This window comes from Bacillus safensis (assembly GCF_039619585.1).
Classification (GTDB): domain Bacteria; phylum Bacillota; class Bacilli; order Bacillales; family Bacillaceae; genus Bacillus; species Bacillus safensis.
This window is the reverse complement of sequence record NZ_CP154909.1, coordinates 1,918,245-1,939,874: the sequence shown is the minus strand read 5'-3', so window position 1 is coordinate 1,939,874 and position 21,630 is coordinate 1,918,245. Positions and strand designations below refer to the sequence as shown.

The following is a 21,630-nucleotide window of genomic DNA, read 5'->3' as shown; positions in this document are numbered from 1 at the left end:
AGGTGATCATATGTCGTCAGCTCATGAGCTTGCAGCCGCCTATCAATCTTTATGGAAAAATCGTCAGCTTGATGTTGATGATATGTCTTCTTTACACGAGGCCATATGTGATGATTTATTCGATGCACGAACACATCCGCGGGCAAGGAAATCATTACACCAAAAGTATGTGCTTGCTGTGGAGAGAATTTTAGAAAGTGAGCTTAAGCATGATCATCAGCTGCAGCTGATCAGCTTACATACGAAAAAGCTGCGAGAATTAATTCAAAATGAAGGAAGGAACCACTCATGAAACCAATTCAAACGGAAGATGTCACTGCCCATCTTGAATCGTTTTTAAATCGTCCAGTCTTCGTTCATCTTGAAACGACAACTGGTTCTTATTCAGCTCATGTAAATGAACAAAATATGACGGTTGTGGCGTATATCCGCAATGCGAAAGTCGTCTATTCACAGGCGAAAATAAAAGGACAAGGTCCATACCGAGTTGGAATGAAAACAGAAGATGGCTGGATTTACGCAGAAGGATTAACCGATTATGTGTTTGATGACCAAGGCCGCCTGCTATTAGCTGGACACTTGCCAGACGGCAAACTAGCGATCTCATTACAAATTAGTGAAACACCATTTCAGGTGTAGAAGAAAGGGTGACAAGTCATGAACGAACATGTACTAGTGATGCTGCCTCACCCCGATGATGAATCTTTTGGGGTTGCTGGTCTCATTGCACAAAGCAGAAAACGCGGAATTCCCGTCACATATGCATGCGGGACACTTGGAGAAATGGGCAGAAATATGGGAAGCCCGACATATGCGAACCGTGAAACACTTCCTGAATTAAGAAAACAGGAATTAATCAATGCCTGCAAAGAAATGGATATCACAGACTTACGTATGCTTGGCCTGCGTGATAAAACATTGGAATTTGAAGACGACGAGTATTTAGCAGATGTGATGGAAACCATCATTGATGAAGTCAAACCGACACTCATTGTGACGTTTTATCCAGGACACGGTGTACATCCTGATCATGATGCGACAGGTGAAGCTGTGATTCGTGCTCTTTACCGCAAGAAAAAAGAAGACCGTCCTGTCACATACTGCATGGCCATTACGAAAAATAGAGAAGAAGTCCTTGGACATGCGGATATTGTGATTGATATTACAGATGTTGCAGATATCAAATTAAATGCACTGAGAGCGCATAGAACGCAAACAGAGGGCATGTTGAGAGAGCTTGAACAAAAGCTGAAAAACAAAGAACCAGTTGTCCAAAAATGGTTTGATGAAGAAATTTTCTGGACGTATCAATGGAATGACTAAACAAAAAAGCAGCTGATCTATGTCAGCTGCTTTTTTGTGTTGTATTTAGTGATTCGATACATGCCTGAGTTGACGTTTTTGAATCAACTTAAGACGGATAAAGAGGACGATGGCACCTGCGGCAAGCCCGGCAATCAGTCCGATCCAATAACCAAACGCCCCAAAGGAGGTATATGTGCCAATGAGATAACCGGCAGGAAGACCGATGACCCAGTAAGAGACAAAAGCAGCAATGAGCGTATAATTCACATCTTTATAGCCGCGCAGAGCCCCTTGAATGGGTGCAGCAATCGCATCTGACAGCTGGAAAAAGATCGCGTAAATCAAAAAGTGCTGTGTCATTTGTAAAACAGCTGATTCAGCTGTATATAAACCAGCGATCTCTGGTCTGAATAGCAAGATGAGGGCGGCCGTACATAATGAGAATAAAACCGCCGTTCCAATGCCGATATAGCTGTAGCTTTGCGCGTCTTTATACCTCTTAGCCCCCGCTTCAAACCCAACAACGATCGTTAACGCCATTGAGATGCTAAGCGGTAAAATATAAAGAATAGAAGCAAAGTTCATCGCTGCTTGGTGACTGGCGATTGTAATGGTATCAAAGTGACCCATTAATAGCGTCACTGCTGCAAAGATACTCGTTTCAAAAAAGATCGCAAACCCGATAGGAAGGCCAATTTTCAGTATTTGCCTTATACGGGAGATATTCATTCGAGGCAGTTTTTGAAACAAACGAAATGAGGCAAATGGTTCTGCTTTAATGACAATACAAATACTCATGATGAAAATCGCCCAATACGTCATTGCAGATGCAAGACCGGCACCCGCACCGCCAAGCTTTGGAAAGCCCAAATTCCCAAAAATAAATACGTAATTTAAAACAAAGTTAATAGGAAGTGCTGTGAGCGTGATGAACATTGTCACACGTGTTTTCCCTAATGCATCAATAAATGACCGTAGCACCGAATAACCAAACAGCGGGAGGATGCCAAAAGCAAGAAAGCTGAGAAAATGCCGGGCAATATCCTCTACAGAGTGCTCGAGTCCAAGTCCTCCTAGTATGTAAGGAACGCTGATCGTACCAATCACAATCACAGCGATACTTAAAAGAAAGGACAAATAGATCGCCTGAAAGACAGCCCGGGGAACATCTTCTTTATGCCCAGCGCCCATCAGCTGAGCCACAATCGGAGTAACGGCCATCAAAATCCCGGCAAGTCCCGTATAAACAGGTGTCCAAATACTAGAACCGATCGCAACACCCGCAAGGTCTTCTGCACTCACTTTTCCAGACATCACCGTATCTAAAAAGGTAATAAGCGAAAGACCTGCTTGGGTAATTAAAATCGGAATCAAAATGGTTAAAAATAGTGTCAGCTTTGCTCGAATGCTATTCGTTTCTCTCATTATAAGTTCCTCTCTGAACAGAAATAACGAGAGGAATTATACCACGCTATGTAAAAAAATCAATTCTCCGTCGGATTATTTTTCTTAGATGGCTTCGTTTTTTTAAACATTTGGGCATAAATAAAAGAAAGACTGACAACACCTAAAATGCTGCAAGCATATTGGATGATTTTCTGAATGGTCATATTAAGCTCACCTCCATACAAATAGAATGTGCACAATTTGCTATTTTATAACAACAAGCGAAAGAAGGAGGGAAAAGGTCAGATGATCCATCGGACGAACGAAGAAGTGATATTTAAAGCCGGGATGAGAACACATTTGATGAACATTACAAAGGATGCAAGTGACATCATTGATTCTCTTGATGAAACAGAGCAGTGTTTACTTTGTGATCTCGAAGCATTGCATGATCAGTTTAATGAAATGCATGCAGAGGCCTCGTCGTTTTATTTACAAGCGTATATGGAAGAATTCACACCAGGATTTGCTCAATTTTCTTTAGCCATTGAGAATTTATCAAAACAAAAGCATGGAGCACTCATTGTGATTCAAAGACGCGATGAGGTTGAGGATTTTATTCAAAAAGGGACAAACCTTCATGCGAAAATTAGCGCTTCCTTAATAGAAAGCATTTTCTACCCGGGAAATCCACTGCATGACGGTGCTCTTTTAGTCAAAGAAAATACACTTGTTTCTGCTGCAAATGTGCTGCCGCTTACATCGAAAAAAGTGAGTCCTTCGCTTGGCACAAGGCACAGGGCAGCGATCGGACTCTCTGGTATGACAGATGCACTTGTTCTTGTCGTATCAGAAGAAACGGGAAAAATGTCGTTTGCGAAAGAAGGCGTGCTTTACCCGCTTACCGTAAAAGATCCGGAAATAAGAAAATAAAAACGAACGCTGCATTCTTCATTCGGAAGGATGCTTTTTTATTTGCGGAGAAAAATCGACCAATTAAGTAAAAAGTCATTTGATACAGAAAAATTTGTCATGTAGAATAGAACTATGAAACTAGCAGTGTGCTTGTTTTGACAAATTTCTAAACGTCAACTTAAAAATTCCTTAAAAAATGTTTATAAATACAACAAACAGCCGATAGAAACGATATGGCTTTGTTTTTTAGCATTTTGAGTTGGCTGCTTTAGCCTATTTGTTATTGCCCAACGTCTTCATGTCGAGTAATATAATAGAAATAAAGATAAAATAGTGCAAGAGAAGCAGAACCATTAAATGCTAAACTCAAAAACTAGTACATACGTCTTAATGGACAAAATCACGAAAGGCGGAGATTCCTCTATGAAGAAAAAAGTAGTAACCGGCCTTACAGTTTCAGCGATCGCTGGCTCAGCTGTGTTTGCTGCACCGGCAGAAGCACAGACGATCAAGGTGAAAAGCGGTGACTCACTTTGGAAGATTGCCGAACAGTACAATACAACTATTTCGGAGCTTCAATCTCTTAATCAATTAAAAACGACAATGATTTTTGCAGGGCAAAGCTTAAAAATTCCTGGTGAAAAAAGCAAGAAATCCAGTTCATCAACAGGGTCAAAAGCAAAGAAATCAAGTGCTTCAACGACTTCCAGCTATACTGTAAAGCTTGGCGATTCTTTATGGCTGATTGCAAAAAATCATAAAATGTCAGTTGCAAGCTTAAAAAGCCTAAACAGCTTAAACAGCGACCTGATTCGTCCTGGTCAAAAGCTAAAGGTATCTGGCAGCACGAAGACGAGCGGAAGCCAGTCATCAAATTCAAACTCATCTTCAAATTCCAGCTCAAGCAACAAGACAACGAACTCAAATAGTTCATCATCTTCAAGTACATACAAGGTTAAATTAGGGGATTCACTTTGGAAAATTGCGAATTCGCTAAATATGTCGATTGGTGAAATCAAAACATTGAACGGACTAAAATCTGATATGATTTATCCGAATCAAGTATTGAAAGTAAAAGGAACGGCTGCATCAAAACCAAGTCAGTCAAAACCTACTACACCAAGCAATTCAAACAGTAACCAGTCTTCTAGCGGGAAAACAACCTCTTATACTGTAAAATCAGGCGATTCGTTATGGAAAATTGCGAATCAATTCAAAGTACAGGTTCAATCAATCCGCACAGCCAACAACTTAAAAAGTGATGTGCTTAGAATTGGACAAGTATTAAAAATTAATGGTGCAGCTTCCGGCTCAACTGGATCGAATGGCTCTACGTCTAACGGTTCAACAAAGCCAGTCGACAATAACAAAAATGATGTACCAATGAATGCAAAGATCACGACAATGATTCAAGAGGGGAAAAAGCTGACAGGCGTTCCTTACAGATGGGGCGGTAATACACCAGCAGGATTTGACTGCAGCGGCTTTGTTTACTATCTTATTAACAAAGTTTCATCTGTATCCAGATTAAGCACAGCTGGCTACTGGAATATGATGACTCCTGTAAGCACACCACAAGTTGGAGATTTTGTTTATTTTACAACGTACAAAGCAGGCCCTTCTCATATGGGACTATACCTTGGCGGAGGAGATTTCCTTCATGCAAGTGACAATGGAGTAGGGATCTCGAACTTAAGCAACCCATATTGGAAAAAAGCCTACTTAGGTGCAAAACGTTTCTTCTAAAAAAAGCCGATTTTCGGCTTTTTTTGTTTGCCAGCTGCTTTGATTGTCCATACTGGTAACAAAAGGGGGCAGTCATAAATGAAAAATTCAGTGTGGATGATCATGATATGTTTGATCTTTACCGCATCAGCATGTCATGCACCGCCGAAAAAAGAAACGACAGAAGAAACAAGCGAAGTTTCAGCACCTAAACAAGCACCCGTCACGACGTCACTCATAAACGAAAGCGGGCAAAAAATAGGAAGCATTGAAATAAGAGAGTCCTCAGAAAATGGGCTGGATCTGCATGTGAAAGCGAAAGGGCTGCCGCCAGGTCCCCACGGTTTTCATATTCATGAAACAGGAATATGTGAAACGCCAGATTTTGAAACGGCAGGAGCTCACTTTAATCCAACCCATAGAGAGCATGGTTTTGACAATCCAAAGGGGCACCATGCTGGAGATATGCCTAATTTAGAGGTAGGGGCAGATGGACAAATTGATGTGGTTGTGAACGTACCAGATGTGACGTTAAAGGGAGGCCAGAATCAATTAATCGATCAAAATGGGCGAAGCTTTATCATTCATGCAGAAGCAGATGATTATTTAAGTAACCCTTCTGGAAACTCAGGGAAACGCATCGCTTGCGGATCGATCACAAAAGAAATGGTAAAATAACAGAAGTCTAACCTTTATGTATTGAGTGCATAAAGGTTTTTTTAGTATACTTGGTGAGGAAAATGATCGAAGAGAGGAATTAATCATACATGTTTAACGAACAATCACTCCCAGAAGAAATTCAAGCAATGGTTGAAGCAAAAGCAAAAGTGCTGGAAGAAGAATTTCGTCCACTTATTGGAACAGGCGGCTATGAATCACAGGATACTTCTATCATTCAAGATGCCATGATTGCATTAGCACTAGGAAAAAACGTTCTTTTAAAGGGGCCGACCGGCTCAGGTAAAACCAAACTAGCAGAAACATTATCCGCTTTCTTTCAGCAGCCGATGCACAGTGTGAACTGCTCGGTTGATCTTGATGCTGAAAGCTTGATTGGCTATAAAACCATTCACAATGATGGTCAGGTGGCTTCGATTGAATTCATTGAAGGACCTGTGACAAAAGCAATGAAAAAGGGCCATCTTTTATATATTGATGAAATCAACATGGCGAAGCCAGAAACACTCCCTATTTTAAATGGTGTACTCGACTACAGAAAAATGATGACAAACCCATTTACAGGTGAGGTTGTTCGAGCAGAAGAAGGCTTTGGCGTCATTGCGGCAATCAATGAAGGATATGTCGGCACAGTACCTCTAAATGAAGCGTTAAAAAACCGTTTTGTTGTCATTGACGTTCCATATATCGGCGGCGGTATCCTGAAAGATGTACTGCAATCTCAATCTGTTTTAAAGGATGAGCGGTTAATTGATCAATTCGTTCAGCTCTCATCAGACCTCATTACACAAGCTCATAACGGACAAGTGAGTGAAGAAGCAGCATCCATCCGCGCACTCCTGGATACTTGTGATCTTGCGCAGTACATCCCGCCGCTTCGTGCCGTTGAACGAGGCATTGTTGAAAAGCTGGAAGATGACCGGGAAAAAGCAGCGGTAAGAAATATCGCTCAAACATTATTCGAGTGAGGTTCTGACTTTTGAAATTCATCAAATTTAATGACAGCAGAATCGATTCATTTTTATTTATGGAATTAACGGATTTAGCCAAAACGTTAGCAAAAAGTGATGATGTCGAGCTTGAATACGGTGTACAGTCCTACTATGAACCGTTTGAAAAGAAAATTTTCATCAGTCATTTTTGGGATGATCGTAAACAAGAAGATATGCTAGCAGGGCTGAAAAGTGATGTGTTCCTTCGTGCAGTAGGCACGGTTTATAGTGATCTTACGGTATTTCAGGAGATCATTCGCTTTGCTCATACATTATCCATTCCTGATGTATGTAAACAATTGTTTATGCTGTTTGAAGATATCCGGATTGAAGAGCGGATTAAACATGACCGCCCAGGAACAAAAAAGGTATTTAAACGAAGAAGAGAGCTGTACCGGCGTCACTTTAAGACACAATTAACGATTAACCAAGAACGAAGTATTTTAACAGATGCACTCTTTTGTGCGATTTATGTGAAGCTGACAGCTGATTCTCCGCTCGAAGAGATTCCGCCTCTTCATGAGCAGATCAACCCGATGATTCCGTTTATTGAGTCAAGTCTTGAACGTGTGTATGATGCGGGTTCAACAGCAGACATCGCAGCTATTGTTAAAGAATTGATGGAAGGCTTCGATGAACTCCTTGAAAAGGATATGCTGAATACGTACTTTTTCTTCCCTGAATTGGACTATGAAAAAGCGGCAAAAGAACCGCTGTTCCATGACTTAAAAAGAAAACCTACATTAAGTGAGGACATTAAAGTCGACCGAGAAAAAGAAGGCGATGAAGACATTCACCAAGAGTATATGGAAGTGTGGCATCGAGAAACCGAAGCGCCATCCAAAAGCTTCCTTCAATTTGATTTAGAGCACGGCGGTAAAAGTGATCTTGGTAAGGATGCGGCAAGAGAAGGTGATGACGGAGATCAGGCACTCGGAACTGTCCAAGGCTCTGCAAAGCAAACACACCGAAAAGATTATTCAAAGCTTGAAGCGCTGGAAGAAGCTGAAGGTGAAGAAAGCGGAGCAGATGGTCATGAGAATGGAAAAGAAAACAAATATGCGTTTCCAGTCATGATTTCACCAGATCCTCCTAAGCCAGAACAAATCGATGCATATAAGCAGCATGCGAAGGAAATTGAGCCTTATCAGAAACGCTTAAAGCAAATGATCCAAAAAACACTTGAACATAAAAAATCATGGCCTAAAACAGACCTTCATGCAGGACGTCTCAGCAAAAAGCTGATTCGCTACTTTACAGAGTCTAACCCGCGTCTTTTCTATAAAAAACAGGCACCGTCTTCTCAGATTGATGCTGTTTTCACCTTATTAGTAGACTGTTCAGCGAGCATGTTTGACAAGATGGATGAGACGAAAAAAGGCATTGTTCTCTTTCATGAAGCGTTAAAATCCGTGCAAGTCCCACATCAAATTGTTGGGTTTTGGGAAGATACAAACGACGCAACAGAAACAAGTCAGCCAAACTACTTCAACACAGTTGTGTCGTTCAAAGATTCTCTATTTGACGCAGGGCCTTCTATTATGTCTCTTGAGCCAGAAGAGGATAACCGGGATGGCTATGCGATCCGCCAAATGACAAAGATGATTTTAAAGCGAAGAGAAGAGCAAAAGTTTCTGATTGTCTTTTCAGACGGAGAGCCAGCTGCGTTCAGCTACGAACAAAATGGGATTGTCGATACACATGAAGCAGTTCTTGAAGCGAGGAAAAAGGGCATTGAGGTGATCAATGTGTTTTTATCCAATTCGCCGATAGAAGAAGCACAGATGAAAACCATTCAAGATATGTATGGCAAGTTCAGCATTTTTGTACCAGATGTCGATACATTGCCAGATGTTTTATATCCATTACTGAAGAAACTGCTGCATAAAAGCATTGGGGCATAAGGTTTTGCCCCTTTCTTCAAATTATTTTTCGGAATGATTTAAATTTTTTGTTTTTCTGTGAATTTTTTATCTTTAATTGAACAAAGAATGTAGAAAGTAATCCAAAACAGTGGTAGAATATTATTGGAAGCGTTTTATTACATAAATTTGGTCATTGTGTTCTGGAAGTTATATCGAGATAGTGTTCAATCACTTGATGATCAAAGTTGGGGGTAGTGTTCAAAATGTTTCAAAATGATGTGAAACAACCGTTGAGTTGGGAAGAATTTCATGGTCCGAACCTCGGCTATGTGCTCGAGCTCTACGATCAGTATGTCCAGGATCCTACTAGTGTTGATGAAGATCTAAGAGGCATATTTGATGAACTTGGTGCACCACCGAGTGAAATGAAGGAGGAAATTGGGAAAAAAGAAAATAGCGTAGTTACTTCTGAACAAATCCAAAAGATAGCATCAGTCGTTAAACTGGCAGAAGACATCAGAACGTATGGCCATTTAAATGCTTCCGTCAATCCTCTTCGCAAAGAAAAGGAATTACAAGAGCTGTTTCCTTTAAAGGAGTACGGTTTAACAGAAGAAGATGTCAAGAATATTCCGATATCTATTATTAGTCCGGATGCACCAAAACACATTTCAAACGGCATAGAAGCCATTAACCATTTGAGAAATACGTATAAACGTACCATTTCATTTGAGTTTGATCACGTGCATGACTTCGAAGAGCGAAACTGGCTCTCAAAATCAATTGAATCTGGTGAACTATTTAAGAAAAAACCAGCAGATAAATTAGTTTCTGTTTTCAAGAGATTAACAGAAGTTGAGCAGTTCGAGCAGTTTCTTCATAAAACATTTGTTGGGCAAAAGCGCTTCTCTATAGAAGGTTTAGACGCACTTGTCCCAGTACTTGATGAAATTATTTCAGAGTCTGTTACACAAGGGACTTCAAATATTAACATTGGAATGGCACACAGAGGCCGTTTAAATGTATTAGCACATGTGTTAGGAAAGCCATATGAGATCATTTTCTCAGAATTCCAGCATGCGCCAAATAAAGAGCTCGTTCCATCAGAAGGCTCTATTGGCATCAGCTACGGATGGACAGGGGATGTTAAGTACCATCTTGGAGCTGACCGTCAAATCAAAGACGAAGATACAAAGAGTGCGAGAGTTACGCTTGCTAATAACCCAAGTCACTTGGAGTTCATTGATCCAATCATTGAAGGAAGCACGCGTGCCGCTCAGGAATCACGTACTCAAAAAGGCTATCCAGTTCAAGACGTTGAAAAAGCGTTAGCCATCTTAATTCATGGGGATGCAGCATTCCCTGGAGAAGGAATTGTGGCAGAAACATTAAATTTAAGCCAACTTGTAGGCTATCAAGTAGGCGGAACCATCCATATTATTGCCAACAATATGATCGGGTTTACAACAGAAAGCAATGAATCCCGCTCGACGAAATATGCAAGTGACCTTGCAAAAGGATTTGAGATTCCTATTGTTCATGTCAATGCAGATGATCCAGAAGCGTGTTTAGCGGCTGTTCAGCTAGCAGTAGAATACCGCAAACGCTTCAAGAAGGATTTCCTTATTGACTTGATTGGTTACCGCAGATACGGTCATAACGAAATGGATGAGCCTTCTACAACTCAGCCAATGCTGTACGATGCGGTCAGAAAGCACAAAACGGTCAAGAATATCTTTGCAGATAAACTTGTCTCAGAAGGTCTTTTGACAAAAGAGCAGCGTGAAGAAATCGAGCAGGCTGTGACAGCAAAAATAGAAGAAGCTTATAAAAAGGTGCCTTCAAAGAAAGAGCATACGATTCAAGAAATCGAACTGCCAGAGCCTGTATCAAACGGCTTCCCAGCAGTGGATACATCAGTAGAATTTGATGTACTCAGAAAGCTGAATGAAGAATTGATCAGCTGGCCGAATGATTTCCAAGTATTTGGTAAGCTGAAGCGGATCCTTGAAAAACGTGCAAAAGTGTTTACAGATGACCGTAAAGTAGAATGGTCACTTGGGGAAGCACTTGCATTTGCATCTATATTAAAAGACGGTACGCCAATTCGAATGACCGGACAGGATTCAGAGCGTGGTACATTTGCTCAAAGAAACCTTGTTCTTCACGACAGTCAAACGGGAGATGAGTTTATTGCTCTTCATGAACTAAGTGATGCGAATGCATCGTTTACAGTTCATAACAGTCCACTGTCAGAAGGCTCAGTCATCGGGTTTGAATATGGTTATAATGTCTATTCTCCTGAAACGTTAGTGATTTGGGAAGCTCAATTCGGAGACTTCGCAAATGCGGCTCAAGTGTATTTCGATCAATTTATCTCAGCTGGCCGTGCAAAATGGGGACAAAAATCAGGTTTAGTCATGCTGCTGCCGCATGGATATGAAGGACAAGGTCCTGAGCATTCAAGTGGAAGAACAGAGCGCTTCCTGCAATCAGCTGCTGAGAATAACTGGACAGTTGCGAACCTGACAAGTGCAGCACAATATTTCCATATTCTTAGAAGACAGGCGAAAATGCTGCTTCGTGAAGAGATTCGTCCGCTTGTCATTATGACACCGAAGAGTCTGCTTCGTAACCCGAACACATTGTCTGAAGTCCAAGAATTAACAGATGGACAGTTCCGTCCAGTTCTTGAACAGCCGGGTCTTGTACATGATCACGAAAAAGTATCGCGTCTCGTGCTATCTAGCGGGAAGGTATCCATTGATATTAGTGATCGTTTTACTCAAATGGAAGAGCCGAAAGATTGGCTTCACGTTGCAAGAGTGGAACAGCTATATCCGTTCCCAGCCAAAGATATTAAAGGAATTTTAACAAAGCTGACAAACTTAGAAGAAATCGTATGGGTGCAAGAAGAACCGCAAAATATGGGAGCTTGGGGATACATTGAGCCATATTTACGTGAAATTGCGCCTGAAAAAGTAAAAGTACGTTACATCGGCCGAAGAAGACGTTCAAGTACGGCTGAGGGTGATCCAACTGTGCATAAAAAAGAACAAGAACGAATTGTATCTGATAGCTTGACTCGCAAAAACTAAGGGGGAAATGAAAAATGGCGGAAATTAAAGTACCTGAATTAGCGGAATCAATCTCGGAAGGAACGATTGCTCAATGGCTAAAGCAGCCGGGCGATTATGTGGAGCAGGGGGAGTACCTGCTGGAACTTGAAACAGATAAAGTCAATGTAGAACTGACTGCTGAAGAATCTGGTGTATTAAAAGAAGTACTGAAAGATTCTGGTGACACTGTACAAGTTGGAGAGGTCATCGGAACGATTGCAGCAGGTGAAGCTGGCGGAAGCGAGTCCGCAGCTCCAGCACCTGAGCAAGCTTCTGCACCAGCTTCGAAAGAAGAACCGGCAGCTGCTCAAAAAGAAGAAGCAGTGAAAGAAGAGCCGAAAGCTGGTAATGGCAGAACCATCGCTTCTCCTGCAGCTAGAAAACTAGCGAGAGAGAAGGGATTAGACTTATCTGAGATTCCAACCGTAGATCCGCTGGGCAGGGTACGAAAGCAGGATGTCGCTTCTTATCAAAAGAATGAAGCACCTGCAAGTGCACCAAAAGCCGCGCCAAAAGCAAATGCTGCGGTGCAAACTGAACAACCAGGAAAGCCTATTGAACGTGAAAGAATGTCACGCCGCAGACAAACAATTGCAAAACGTTTAGTTGAAGTTCAACAAACGGCTGCGATGCTGACGACATTTAATGAAGTCGATATGACAGCTGTGATGGATTTAAGAAAGCGTCGTAAAGATGCCTTCCTAGAACAAAATGATGTCAAGCTTGGCTTCATGTCCTTCTTTACAAAAGCAGTTGTAGCAGCACTGAAGAAGTATCCGCTGCTTAACGCAGAAATTCAAGGTGATGAGCTTGTCTTGAAGAAATTCTATGACATCGGCATCGCTGTTGCTGCAAACGAAGGACTTGTCGTACCGGTTGTCCGTGATGCAGACAGATTGTCATTTGCGGGAATTGAAAAAGAAATTGGTCATCTTGCGAAAAAAGCAAGAGATAACAAATTGTCTCTTAATGAGTTACAAGGTGGATCATTCACGATCACAAACGGCGGAACATTTGGTTCTCTGCTTTCAACTCCGATTTTAAACAGCCCGCAAGTTGGAATTTTAGGGATGCATAAAATTCAGCTTCGTCCGGTGGCGATTGATGAAGAACGTTTTGAGAACCGTCCGATGATGTATTTAGCTCTTTCTTATGACCACCGTATTGTCGATGGTAAAGAAGCAGTTGGATTCCTCGTTACGATTAAAAATCTGCTTGAAGATCCTGAGCAGCTATTACTTGAAGGATAATCTTCAATTATAAAAAGCTAGCACCTGTTAAGGTGCTAGCTTTTTTTCTTTTCACTGTCATGTTGTCCTCGTTTTGACCAATACGTCGCAAGCCAGGAACCAGATAAATTATGCCACACACTAAAAATCGCACTTGGTACGGCTGCGAGCGGTGAGAAGTGTGCTGTTGCTAGCGCTGCACCGAGCCCGGAGTTTTGCATGCCTACTTCGATCGAGATCGCTCTACGAGAAGGGATATCCATTCTGCACCACTTTGCGATCAGGTAACCAAATAAGAGACCAAGTCCATTATGTAATATAACAACGGCAAATATCAGCAATCCAGATTGAAGAATCTGCTCTTTATTTGCACTGACAACCGCTGCAATGATCAACACAATTCCAGCAACAGATACAAGCGGCAATGCTTGAACTGCATAGTTTACTTGTTTTTTGAAAAATACCTTAACGATAACACCTAGGATAATAGGAATTAGCACAACTTGGACAATCGACAAAAATAATGCCTCCGGTGATACAGGTAACCATGATCTTGCAAAAATATAGATAAAGAGAGGCGTTAAAAAGGGAGCAAGAAGGGTCGATATAGTTGTGACCGCTACGGATAATGCCATATTGCCTTTTGCAAGGAAGGTCATGACATTGGATGCTGTACCGCCCGGGCAGCAGCCCACAAGAATAACGCCTACAGCAATTTCAGACGGCAGCCGTAATCCGTAAGCTAATAGAAAGGCGATCAGCGGCATGAGTGTGTACTGCGCCAAAACCCCGATTAACACATAGAGAGGTTTACGAAAAAGCTCCTTAAAATCTTCACCAGATAACGTAAGCCCCATCCCAAACATAATGACACCTAATAAAAAAGGGATATACGGTCCAATCTGAGAAAATACGTCAGGAAAAGTAAATCCAAGACATGCAAAGATAATGACCCAGATTGCAAAGGTTCTTCCTGCAAATTGACTAATGGTTAAAAGAATGTTCATTCATTGCTTCATCTCACTTTCCTCACATATCTTTCCTATTTTAAACGAATTTTCTGAAAAAACAACCCATTCTTTATAAAGGTGTTAATAATAAAATTATGTAAACTAAAAATACCCCATATAAGCATTAGCCTATATGGAGCATCGTTTTAAAAAGGGGTCCATCTCACTTGTTGTGCCTGCTTAAGCCTAGCTTCTGGCTCACGCCAGTCGACTACACTCCACCAACGATCTACGTATTTCGCTTTTTCATTCAGATATTGAAGGTAGTAGGCGTGCTCCCATACATCAAGGGCTAGAAGGGGGATCACGTCCCATTGTGACAAAAATTGATGGCGTTCTGCTTGTAAAATCTCTAATCGCTGAGATCTGGGCGCCCATACGAGAATGGCCCAGCCAACACCCTCTACTTGTTTGGCCGCTGCTGAAAATTGAGATTTAAATGCATCATAGCTGTCAAACGATTGTTCAATGAGACGAAGCATTTGTCCAGTGGGCTTTCGTTTTCCTGAAGGACTCATGGAAAACCAAAAAATACAATGTAAATAGTGCCCCGCACCATTGAAGGCAAGCTCCCGTTCCCAATGCTTAATCATTTTAAAATCATTGGTTCTTCTTGCATTTTTTAATGCAAGCTCAGCTTGGTTCAAACCATCTACATATGATTGATGATGCTTCTGGTGATGCAAATACATAATTTCTTTTGATATAAACGGTTCTAGTGCATCATACCGGTAAGGGAGAGGAGGTAACTTGTGACTTCCAGCTGCTACCTCTCGCATGTCTTCTTGTGGGTTCATGTCCTCAGCAATACGTTCTGCCAGTTCGTACCACTCTTGTTCACTGGAATGTTCATCATCCATTGAGAACCATAAATGGTCTACTTTCTGACGGATGTTGTCATCTTGAATCGCGGGTTGAATGGAGCTAAGCCACTCTTTGAGCTGCAAACGGTACTCTTCCTTATTCATTCTTACGCCTCATTTCTTCTAAAAATGTGGAACAAGCCATCATCGGAAAGACAAATGGGTAGCTATGATAAGTGATGTAAAATTGTTTTGGCAGGCCAATGCCTACTGGATAGTGCAAGGCTTCATTCGTGTGCTGATGATGGATCAAAAATGAGATGGCTTTTAAAATCGTTTTGTCATCGGGCTTCTCATATTGTAAAAGTGCCTCTGCTGCCCAAGCCGTCTGAACCACTGTGCCAAACGGGAGGGGGACATATGTTTTTACCTCTGCACTTTTACATGATTCTCCGAAGCTGCCATCTTCTCGTTGAATCTGCTTTAAAAATCGGCATGCTTTTTGGACAGCAGGATGGGTGGAGGGGATGCCGGCAGCTTTTAGACCTGTTAATGCTGCCCACGTTCCATAAATATAGCAAACACCCCATCTGCCAAACCATGATCCATTTTTCTCTTGATGATTTAGGAGCCATTTGACACATTGGTCTTTTTGCCTGTGAACAGGCGGTGACATGTTTTTCTCTTCAAGACCAATGAGATGAAGCACGCGGCCTGTAATATCGGGAGTCGATGGATCAATTGCTGCATCCTCCGCAGATTCAAGCGGCAGATGTCGAAGCAGGAAGTGATCTTGATTTTTTTCAAAGGCAGAGAACCCGCCATCACGGTTTTGCATGGAAAGAAGCCAATTGAATCCTCGCTTCCACTGAACTGGTGCGTATGTTTTCGGAATGGCTTTTAAGACAATTTGCGTATCATCACAATCAGGGTTATTCGTATTGATATCTGAAAAACCAAAGCCTCCCGGAGCAGCATGCCGGTTATGAATCGCCCAATCTGTTTTCTTCATTTGCTGCCGGTTCAGTAAGTATGAGAAAGATTTTGTGATGACTGGGTCTTCTTGTTTTTTGCCAGCTTTTTGAGAAGCATAACTGACAAGCGCTGTATCCCAAACTGTGGATGTGGAATTTTCTGCATACATTCTGCCCTGACAGTCAGTAACTAGCTTTTTCATGCCTTTGACTGCTTTTAAAATGAGATGATGTCCTGGGGAGTACCCAAGACTCATAAGTGCGTAGACCATAAAAATACTTGCACTTAAATAGCTGTACAGTGTGCCATCTTTTTCGAGGCGGTCAAACATATATCGCTTTGCTGCTTCATATCCGAAAAAGTCCAGCCGGCTGTCGAGTGCTGTATACGATCGCATGTAAGTCAGAAAGTGATGAGTGGAACGTTCTTCTCTTGCCATAAACCAGTCAAATGGATTCTTAGACATGTTTGCATCAAGGTGTGCTAGGCTTGGAAATTTCTCATGAGAAGTATATCGTTTGTTGAGTGCAATCATCATTGGTACAAAGTGAATTCTTGCATATGCACTAAGATGATAGAAGTGAAGCGGAAAGTATGTAGGGATGAGTAAAAAGGAAAGTGGTGCATAGAAGTACGGCCAAGGGTGCATGCCGTTGACGGCGAGCATCCACTTTGTCATAAAGTGAACGTTCTTTAATCCGCCATTTGATCGAATATATTGCGCTGCTTTTTCCATATGAGGCTCATCTTGTTGAAACCTGCCTGAAACGAGCATTCCGCAATAGCCCTGCACAGTGGCTGTTACATGTCCCGTTTGATCATGATACAAAGAAAAAGACCCATCCTCATTTTGCTTTTCGCGTATCGCTTCTGCTAATTGATCAACGAAAGCCTGATCCGTATCGCCGACAGCCTTTAACAGCATAATCAAAAAAGCATTTGTCATCATTGGACCTTCAAAGCAGAAAACAAAGGCGCCATCTTCTCGTTGTCTTCGCTGCATCTCTATGTGCAATTCTTCGATAAATTCGTTTACTTTTAATTTAAAATCTTGCATATGCGGCCATGCTCCTTTCCTTTCATACTATATTCAGGAGCCGGCCTGTCACATGCAAACACAAAAAAGCCGATGACACGGTCACCGGCTTTTTTTACGTCATTAGTCTTGGAGATTAATCCATACACTTTTGACTTCTGTATAGTTGTTAAGGGCATATGATCCCATTTCTCTGCCAAGACCTGATTGCTTATATCCTCCAAACGGGGAGGCGGCATCAAAGACATTATAGCAGTTGACCCAAATCGTTCCTGCTTCAAGACGTGCAGCGATATCATGGGCATGCTTTAAGTTTTCTGTCCAAAGTCCTGCTGCTAATCCATATTCAGACTGGTTGGCACGTTCGACCACTTCATCAATGGAATCGTAAGGAATGGCAGATAAGACAGGTCCAAAGATTTCTTCTTTGGCAATGGTCATTTCATCTTCTACATCTTTAAAAATAGTAGGGGAGACGAAATAGCCAGCCTCATAAGGGCAATCGCCCCCGACAACGGCTGTTGCCCCTTCGGATTTACCTTTTTCAATATAGCCTAACACGCGTTCGTGCTGTTCTTTACTTACAAGAGGTCCAATTTGCGTATCTTGATGAAGACCAGCGCCTTGCTTGAGGGATCCTGCATATTTGGCCATTTGATCGACCACTTCATCATATTGGCTCCGATGAACAAAGACTCTGGAGCCCGCGCAGCATACTTGGCCTTGGTTAAACATGACGCCATTTAAAGCACCTGGAATGGCTTTCTTTAAATCGGCATCAGGTAAAATAATATTCGGTGATTTTCCGCCAAGCTCTAATGTGACCCTCTTAATGGTTTTAGCCGCTTTCTCCATAATTAATTTCCCAACACTTGTTGACCCTGTGAAGGCCAGCTTGTTCACGTCAGGATGATCAGTTAAGGCTTCTCCGGCTGTTTCGCCAAATCCAGGAACGATGTTAATCACGCCTTCTGGGAAGCCGGCTTTGTCCACTAATTCTGCTAAGTAAAGAGCAGAGAGTGGAGTTTGTTCGGCTGGCTTTAAAACGATGGTGCACCCTGTTGCAAGTGCGGCGCCCATTTTCCACATAGCCATGAGCAGAGGGAAGTTCCATGGGATGATTTGTCCTACAACACCAACCGGCTCATGTCGGGTATAATTAAAATATCCTTGACTGACAGGAAGGGTTTGTCCATTCATTTTTGTCGTCCAGCCAGCATAATAGCGCATGTGCTCTATAGCGAGGGGGATATCTGCATTTGTTGTTTCATTAATTGGTTTTCCGTTATCTAAAGTTTCTAGCTGTGCAAGCTCTTCCTGATTTTCTTCCATTAAATCAGCAAGCTTGAACATGAGGCGGGCGCGTTCAGCGGCAGACATGGAGCGCCAAGGACCATGAAAGGCTTTTTTTGCAGCTTTTACTGCCTCATCAATATCTTTTGCACCTGCTTCATAAACATCAATAAGGGTTTCGCCTGTGGCTGGGTTAGGAGTAGCAAAGGTTTTGTTATCGTGACTTGTGACAAACTGACCATTAATGTAGAGTTTTTTCGTCCCTTGGAGAAAAGATTCGAGTTTTGAACTAATTTGAAGTGTTGTAGAGCTCATAAATAAACAAACCTCCTTAAAGATATGGATTGTTTTCTGCGAGTTCTAGGTGGGAAAAGCGGACATGCAACGAAACTTTATACGCACAAAGATGTAAACGTATACAATAATCATATTACACGACATGTTTGAAAGCAATCCATAACACTCATTGCATTTCGCGAAAATTTGGCTACAATAAATGTATAGATGAAAAAAGGAGTTTTTAAATCATGATCCATCAAAACTGGCAAACGGCTCAAACGTTAAAACAAGTAAAATGTGTACATACAAATGCGAAAAAATATATGGTCGATCGGGCATTAACGGTTGGAAGCACATATGAAGTGAAAAATGAAACAGAAGAATTTCTGTTTGTCGTTGACAACACGGGTAAAGTAGGCGGGTATTACAAGGAGTATTTCGAAGATATTTCAGCTGAATGATTTTGAGGACCATCACTCATACTAAGAAAAACAGTAAAGGGTGATGATGATGAAAAAGCAGCAAAATGACGAGCAGAAAAGTCAACATGCTTGGCATGAACATGAGGACGCTGATATGGCAATTACGCTTGAACAGATTTCCGACGTGTATGCCGAGGGAACCATTGATACACCAAAAGACGAATAGTCATTTAAAAACAGTGATTTGCATAATCACTGTTTTTTTATTGGAATGAAGCAGCATTTTTTCTCGAAAAGAACTGAAACTTTTTTCCTGCTTTAACAGTCTAAATAAGTAGAGGAAAGAGCATCGGATCAAAAAGAAAAAGTTAAATGAAATTTAATCTATTCGTAATGGAATAACGACCATTTATAGCGTATTCTATAAGTGAGAATAAAACGTACCCACAGAGCCGTGTGGCCGTTTTGTCATAAAGGAATTTGATGCAGGAAGAGGGGGTTTACGTGGGTATTTTTTCTGTCAGTAAACAAAATGATAAGAAATTCGAATCCTTATTGATTGAAGGGGAAAGAATTGAGGCTGTTTACAGACTGCGTCACGACCAAATTTGCTTTACCAATAAACGACTGATCTTTGGCGATAACCGCGTATTTTCTAAGAAGAAAGTCAGGGTCTCCTTGCCGTATCGATCAATTGAAAGTTTTGCCATACAAGAAGCTGGCGTGTTTGATCAGGACACAGGTATGCTGCTTGTCACAAGCTCAAAAGTATTTGAACTCGACTTTTCCAAAGAGACGGATTTGAGTGATGTGCAAGCCATTTTGACAAAACATCTTTGCTGATCAATCTTGCGATTACATAGATCATATGCACTTTTCTCATTCTTCGTTCTTATTTTTATAGATCGCACATTGCTAAGTCCTTCCCATCTGATGGGAAGGGCTTTTTTCTGCTTAAGTGTTTGAATGATAGCAAAAAAGGATAAAGATGAAACAGATACAGAAAGGAGAATGAACAATGAAAGTGTTAGTTGCAGGAGCAAATGGACATACAGGCAGACTTGTCGTTCGTTATTTAAAAGAAAAAGGACATGAGCCGCTTGCTCTCATTCGAGATGAAAAACAAGCTGATGCACTAAAGGAACTTGGGGCAGCACCTGTCATCGGTGATCTTGAAAAAGATGTGACAGATGCTGTAAAACAAGCAGACGCTGTCATCTTTGCAGCTGGTTCAGGCTCAAAAACAGGTGCAGATAAGACCATTGCGGTCGATCAAGAAGGTGCAAAACGCCTCGTTGATACAGCGAAAAAAGAAAACATCCAGCATTTTGTTATGCTTAGTGCCTATAATGCAGATGATCCGAACCAAGGAAAAGGGCAAGGAAGTATGGAAACTTATTATGAAGCAAAAAGAAAAGCCGATGAGCACTTAAGACAGTCTGGTCTTTCCTATACGATTGTCCGCCCAGGTGCCTTGCTGCATGAGGAGAAGACAGGAAAGATTGAAGCTGCCGAACATATTCCAGATGATCAAAACATCGAGATTTCAAGAGAGGACGTAGCCATTGTTCTTGTGGAGAGCTTAACAGAATCCAATGTGAAAAATAAGTCCTTCGACTTGATGAAAGGCGAAAAATCAGTAGAAGAAGCACTTCGCCATCTGTAAGAAAAGAAAGCTGCTGCCAAAGAGGCGGCGGCTTTTTTGATGTTTTCTTTTCCCTTTCAGCGGGAAGGTAATGAGAAAGGAGTGATTGACCGTGGGCTTAACGAAAGAACAACAAGCTGATTTATACGAAAGATTGATTCAATTAAAAGAAGATGTGAAGGGATCAAAAAAGAAAGAAGAATCGATGCTCGTTGAATCGAGTGAGATTTCAAATGGTGTTGGAAATCATATCGCTGATCATGGGAGCATCTATTTAGACCGCATGACAGAACAAACGCTGGATCAAGTCGATGATCAGCTTGAAGGTGAAATCGATGCAGCACTGAAACGAATGGAAGACGGAACATATGGGATATGTGAGAAAACGGGGAAAGAGATTCCATACGAGCGTTTAAAAGCAGTTCCATATACACGTTATTCAATCGATGCAAAGAAAAATGAAGAAACCACTCAAGATCCAAACGAATTTGACCGTTCATTCTCCGATCAAATGCGCGATTTAACAAATAGAGAAACAATGGATCAGATGCATTCAGATACGTATGAAAGATTAGAGGAAGAGCAAGATGTTGATGTAGATGAGGAAAAATAGGATCATAAGCGAAGGTTAAATTTTTTCAGAATAATTTTTTCTTATGTACACATGAACAAATAACTTGTATACATGAGTATTTCATAGAAAAAAGATCTCTTGAAATTTAATAAACTTTCGTGTAATATAGTTTAAAGGCTGCGATGCGCGTAATGTTAATTAAGTTTTAACCTTTAAGCTGTAATAGGGAGTTTTATATTGAAGCCGGAATGTCATGCCTCCTTAGCGAGGAAGACAGGAACGTTTCTGCAAACACCCACTTTGAGGAGTGGTGGTTTAAAACTTTCTTACTTAGATTACGGCATCCGCAGCTTTTCCTAGGATGATTCAAGCCATTTTC

21 protein-coding genes and 1 other RNA gene are annotated in these 21,630 nt (G+C 41.4%); 16 read left to right on the top strand and 6 right to left on the bottom strand.

From position 1 onward, the window contains the following. Window positions 1–10 precede the first annotated feature (10 nt). From AAYR28_RS09730 to bshB2, 3 genes are read left to right on the top strand one after another with little or no spacing between them, the layout of a single operon-like run. Window positions 11–292 (top strand): hypothetical protein, encoded by a 282-nt coding sequence (locus AAYR28_RS09730; protein WP_120208100.1) that lies wholly within the window; start codon window positions 11–13, stop codon window positions 290–292. Then, a complete protein-coding gene (locus AAYR28_RS09725; RefSeq protein ID WP_008359999.1) occupies window positions 289–639 on the top strand; it encodes a YojF family protein in 351 nt (116 codons plus the stop codon). The genes AAYR28_RS09730 and AAYR28_RS09725 overlap by 4 nt, the downstream gene beginning before the upstream one ends. Before the next feature lie 18 nt (window positions 640–657). Beyond that, window positions 658–1,323 carry a bacillithiol biosynthesis deacetylase BshB2 gene (bshB2, locus tag AAYR28_RS09720; protein ID WP_024422693.1) on the top strand — a complete coding sequence of 222 codons (666 nt, stop codon included), beginning with the start codon at window positions 658–660 and terminating at the stop codon, window positions 1,321–1,323. A 45-nt stretch (window positions 1,324–1,368) separates the two neighbouring features. Here the strand turns inward: bshB2 and AAYR28_RS09715 are convergent, their stop codons facing one another. Continuing rightward, a complete protein-coding gene (locus tag AAYR28_RS09715) occupies window positions 1,369–2,730 on the bottom strand; it encodes an MATE family efflux transporter (RefSeq protein WP_120208098.1) in 1,362 nt (453 codons plus the stop codon). A gap of 59 nt (window positions 2,731–2,789) precedes the next feature. After that, a complete protein-coding gene (locus AAYR28_RS09710; RefSeq protein WP_008359993.1) occupies window positions 2,790–2,915 on the bottom strand; it encodes a hypothetical protein in 126 nt (41 codons plus the stop codon). Window positions 2,916–2,997: 82 nt separating this feature from the next. Between AAYR28_RS09710 and cdaS the strand changes: the two genes are divergently transcribed. The 7 genes from cdaS to odhB all read left to right on the top strand — a co-directional run bounded on the left by cdaS (window position 2,998) and on the right by odhB (window position 13,235). After that, window positions 2,998–3,624, top strand: a complete 627-nt coding sequence (cdaS, locus tag AAYR28_RS09705; RefSeq protein WP_120208096.1) for a sporulation-specific diadenylate cyclase CdaS — start codon at window positions 2,998–3,000, stop codon at window positions 3,622–3,624. Window positions 3,625–4,029: 405 nt separating this feature from the next. Continuing rightward, a complete protein-coding gene (locus tag AAYR28_RS09700) occupies window positions 4,030–5,352 on the top strand; it encodes a LysM peptidoglycan-binding domain-containing protein (RefSeq protein WP_024428330.1) in 1,323 nt (440 codons plus the stop codon). Between the two features lie 78 nt (window positions 5,353–5,430). Continuing rightward, the gene (locus tag AAYR28_RS09695; protein ID WP_120208094.1) at window positions 5,431–6,009 is read left to right on the top strand and encodes a superoxide dismutase family protein; all 579 of its coding nucleotides are present in this window, start codon (window positions 5,431–5,433) and stop codon (window positions 6,007–6,009) included. Window positions 6,010–6,098: 89 nt separating this feature from the next. Then, window positions 6,099–6,977, top strand: a complete 879-nt coding sequence (locus AAYR28_RS09690; protein ID WP_120208092.1) for an ATP-binding protein — start codon at window positions 6,099–6,101, stop codon at window positions 6,975–6,977. 11 nt (window positions 6,978–6,988) lie between these two features. Further along, the gene (locus tag AAYR28_RS09685; protein ID WP_120208090.1) at window positions 6,989–8,905 is read left to right on the top strand and encodes a vWA domain-containing protein; all 1,917 of its coding nucleotides are present in this window, start codon (window positions 6,989–6,991) and stop codon (window positions 8,903–8,905) included. 224 nt (window positions 8,906–9,129) lie between these two features. Continuing rightward, on the top strand, window positions 9,130–11,964 hold the full coding sequence (gene sucA, locus AAYR28_RS09680) for a 2-oxoglutarate dehydrogenase E1 component (protein WP_034280582.1): 2,835 nt from the start codon (window positions 9,130–9,132) through the stop codon (window positions 11,962–11,964). 14 nt (window positions 11,965–11,978) lie between these two features. After that, window positions 11,979–13,235, top strand: a complete 1,257-nt coding sequence (gene odhB / locus AAYR28_RS09675; RefSeq protein WP_024422686.1) for a 2-oxoglutarate dehydrogenase complex dihydrolipoyllysine-residue succinyltransferase — start codon at window positions 11,979–11,981, stop codon at window positions 13,233–13,235. Window positions 13,236–13,270: 35 nt separating this feature from the next. Here odhB and AAYR28_RS09670 read toward each other — a convergent pair whose 3' ends face one another. The 4 genes from AAYR28_RS09670 to AAYR28_RS09655 form a co-directional block, all read right to left on the bottom strand. Next, entirely contained in the window at window positions 13,271–14,221 is a 951-nt protein-coding gene (locus AAYR28_RS09670) for a bile acid:sodium symporter family protein (protein WP_034280586.1), read from the bottom strand. 149 nt (window positions 14,222–14,370) lie between these two features. Further along, the gene (locus AAYR28_RS09665; RefSeq protein WP_034280588.1) at window positions 14,371–15,192 is read right to left on the bottom strand and encodes a superoxide dismutase; all 822 of its coding nucleotides are present in this window, start codon (window positions 15,190–15,192) and stop codon (window positions 14,371–14,373) included. Beyond that, complete coding sequence (locus tag AAYR28_RS09660; RefSeq protein WP_120208088.1) at window positions 15,185–17,059, bottom strand: terpene cyclase/mutase family protein; 1,875 nt, start codon at window positions 17,057–17,059, stop codon at window positions 15,185–15,187. Before AAYR28_RS09660 ends, AAYR28_RS09665 begins: the two co-directional genes overlap by 8 nt. A gap of 102 nt (window positions 17,060–17,161) precedes the next feature. Then, entirely contained in the window at window positions 17,162–18,646 is a 1,485-nt protein-coding gene (locus AAYR28_RS09655) for an aldehyde dehydrogenase family protein (RefSeq protein WP_034280593.1), read from the bottom strand. Window positions 18,647–18,858: 212 nt separating this feature from the next. On the opposite strand from AAYR28_RS09655, the gene AAYR28_RS09650 reads away from it, so the two are divergent. The 6 genes from AAYR28_RS09650 (at window position 18,859) to ssrS (ending at window position 21,608) form a co-directional block, all read left to right on the top strand. After that, a complete protein-coding gene (locus tag AAYR28_RS09650; protein ID WP_024422683.1) occupies window positions 18,859–19,071 on the top strand; it encodes a DUF6501 family protein in 213 nt (70 codons plus the stop codon). A 49-nt stretch (window positions 19,072–19,120) separates the two neighbouring features. Then, window positions 19,121–19,258 (top strand): DUF4025 domain-containing protein, encoded by a 138-nt coding sequence (locus AAYR28_RS09645; RefSeq protein WP_080701155.1) that lies wholly within the window; start codon window positions 19,121–19,123, stop codon window positions 19,256–19,258. Window positions 19,259–19,536: 278 nt separating this feature from the next. Next, complete coding sequence (locus AAYR28_RS09640; RefSeq protein ID WP_024422682.1) at window positions 19,537–19,875, top strand: PH domain-containing protein; 339 nt, start codon at window positions 19,537–19,539, stop codon at window positions 19,873–19,875. Between the two features lie 175 nt (window positions 19,876–20,050). Continuing rightward, window positions 20,051–20,698, top strand: a complete 648-nt coding sequence (locus AAYR28_RS09635; RefSeq protein ID WP_041117693.1) for an SDR family oxidoreductase — start codon at window positions 20,051–20,053, stop codon at window positions 20,696–20,698. 91 nt (window positions 20,699–20,789) lie between these two features. Then, the gene (locus AAYR28_RS09630) at window positions 20,790–21,290 is read left to right on the top strand and encodes a TraR/DksA family transcriptional regulator (protein WP_034280603.1); all 501 of its coding nucleotides are present in this window, start codon (window positions 20,790–20,792) and stop codon (window positions 21,288–21,290) included. Between the two features lie 132 nt (window positions 21,291–21,422). Then, a non-coding RNA gene (ssrS, locus tag AAYR28_RS09625) (6S RNA) lies at window positions 21,423–21,608 on the top strand. Window positions 21,609–21,630 lie beyond the last annotated feature (22 nt).

Excerpts from the sequence above, each read along its gene's own strand:
- AAYR28_RS09645 (WP_080701155.1), top strand. The coding sequence starts at position 19,121 with ATGAAAAAGCAGCAAAATGACGAGCAGAAAAGTCAACATGCTTGGCAT.
- AAYR28_RS09660 (WP_120208088.1), bottom strand. The coding sequence starts at position 17,059 with ATGCAAGATTTTAAATTAAAAGTAAACGAATTTATCGAAGAATTGCAC.
- AAYR28_RS09700 (WP_024428330.1), top strand. The coding sequence starts at position 4,030 with ATGAAGAAAAAAGTAGTAACCGGCCTTACAGTTTCAGCGATCGCTGGC.
- AAYR28_RS09655 (WP_034280593.1), bottom strand. The coding sequence starts at position 18,646 with ATGAGCTCTACAACACTTCAAATTAGTTCAAAACTCGAATCTTTTCTC.
- AAYR28_RS09715 (WP_120208098.1), bottom strand. The coding sequence starts at position 2,730 with ATGAGAGAAACGAATAGCATTCGAGCAAAGCTGACACTATTTTTAACC.
- AAYR28_RS09650 (WP_024422683.1), top strand. The coding sequence starts at position 18,859 with ATGATCCATCAAAACTGGCAAACGGCTCAAACGTTAAAACAAGTAAAA.
- AAYR28_RS09730 (WP_120208100.1), top strand. The coding sequence starts at position 11 with ATGTCGTCAGCTCATGAGCTTGCAGCCGCCTATCAATCTTTATGGAAA.
- AAYR28_RS09725 (WP_008359999.1), top strand. The coding sequence starts at position 289 with ATGAAACCAATTCAAACGGAAGATGTCACTGCCCATCTTGAATCGTTT.
- bshB2 (WP_024422693.1), top strand. The coding sequence starts at position 658 with ATGAACGAACATGTACTAGTGATGCTGCCTCACCCCGATGATGAATCT.
- AAYR28_RS09695 (WP_120208094.1), top strand. The coding sequence starts at position 5,431 with ATGAAAAATTCAGTGTGGATGATCATGATATGTTTGATCTTTACCGCA.
- AAYR28_RS09710 (WP_008359993.1), bottom strand. The coding sequence starts at position 2,915 with ATGACCATTCAGAAAATCATCCAATATGCTTGCAGCATTTTAGGTGTT.
- sucA (WP_034280582.1), top strand. The coding sequence starts at position 9,130 with ATGTTTCAAAATGATGTGAAACAACCGTTGAGTTGGGAAGAATTTCAT.
- cdaS (WP_120208096.1), top strand. The coding sequence starts at position 2,998 with ATGATCCATCGGACGAACGAAGAAGTGATATTTAAAGCCGGGATGAGA.
- AAYR28_RS09690 (WP_120208092.1), top strand. The coding sequence starts at position 6,099 with ATGTTTAACGAACAATCACTCCCAGAAGAAATTCAAGCAATGGTTGAA.
- AAYR28_RS09665 (WP_034280588.1), bottom strand. The coding sequence starts at position 15,192 with ATGAATAAGGAAGAGTACCGTTTGCAGCTCAAAGAGTGGCTTAGCTCC.
- AAYR28_RS09635 (WP_041117693.1), top strand. The coding sequence starts at position 20,051 with ATGAAAGTGTTAGTTGCAGGAGCAAATGGACATACAGGCAGACTTGTC.
- AAYR28_RS09670 (WP_034280586.1), bottom strand. The coding sequence starts at position 14,221 with ATGAACATTCTTTTAACCATTAGTCAATTTGCAGGAAGAACCTTTGCA.
- odhB (WP_024422686.1), top strand. The coding sequence starts at position 11,979 with ATGGCGGAAATTAAAGTACCTGAATTAGCGGAATCAATCTCGGAAGGA.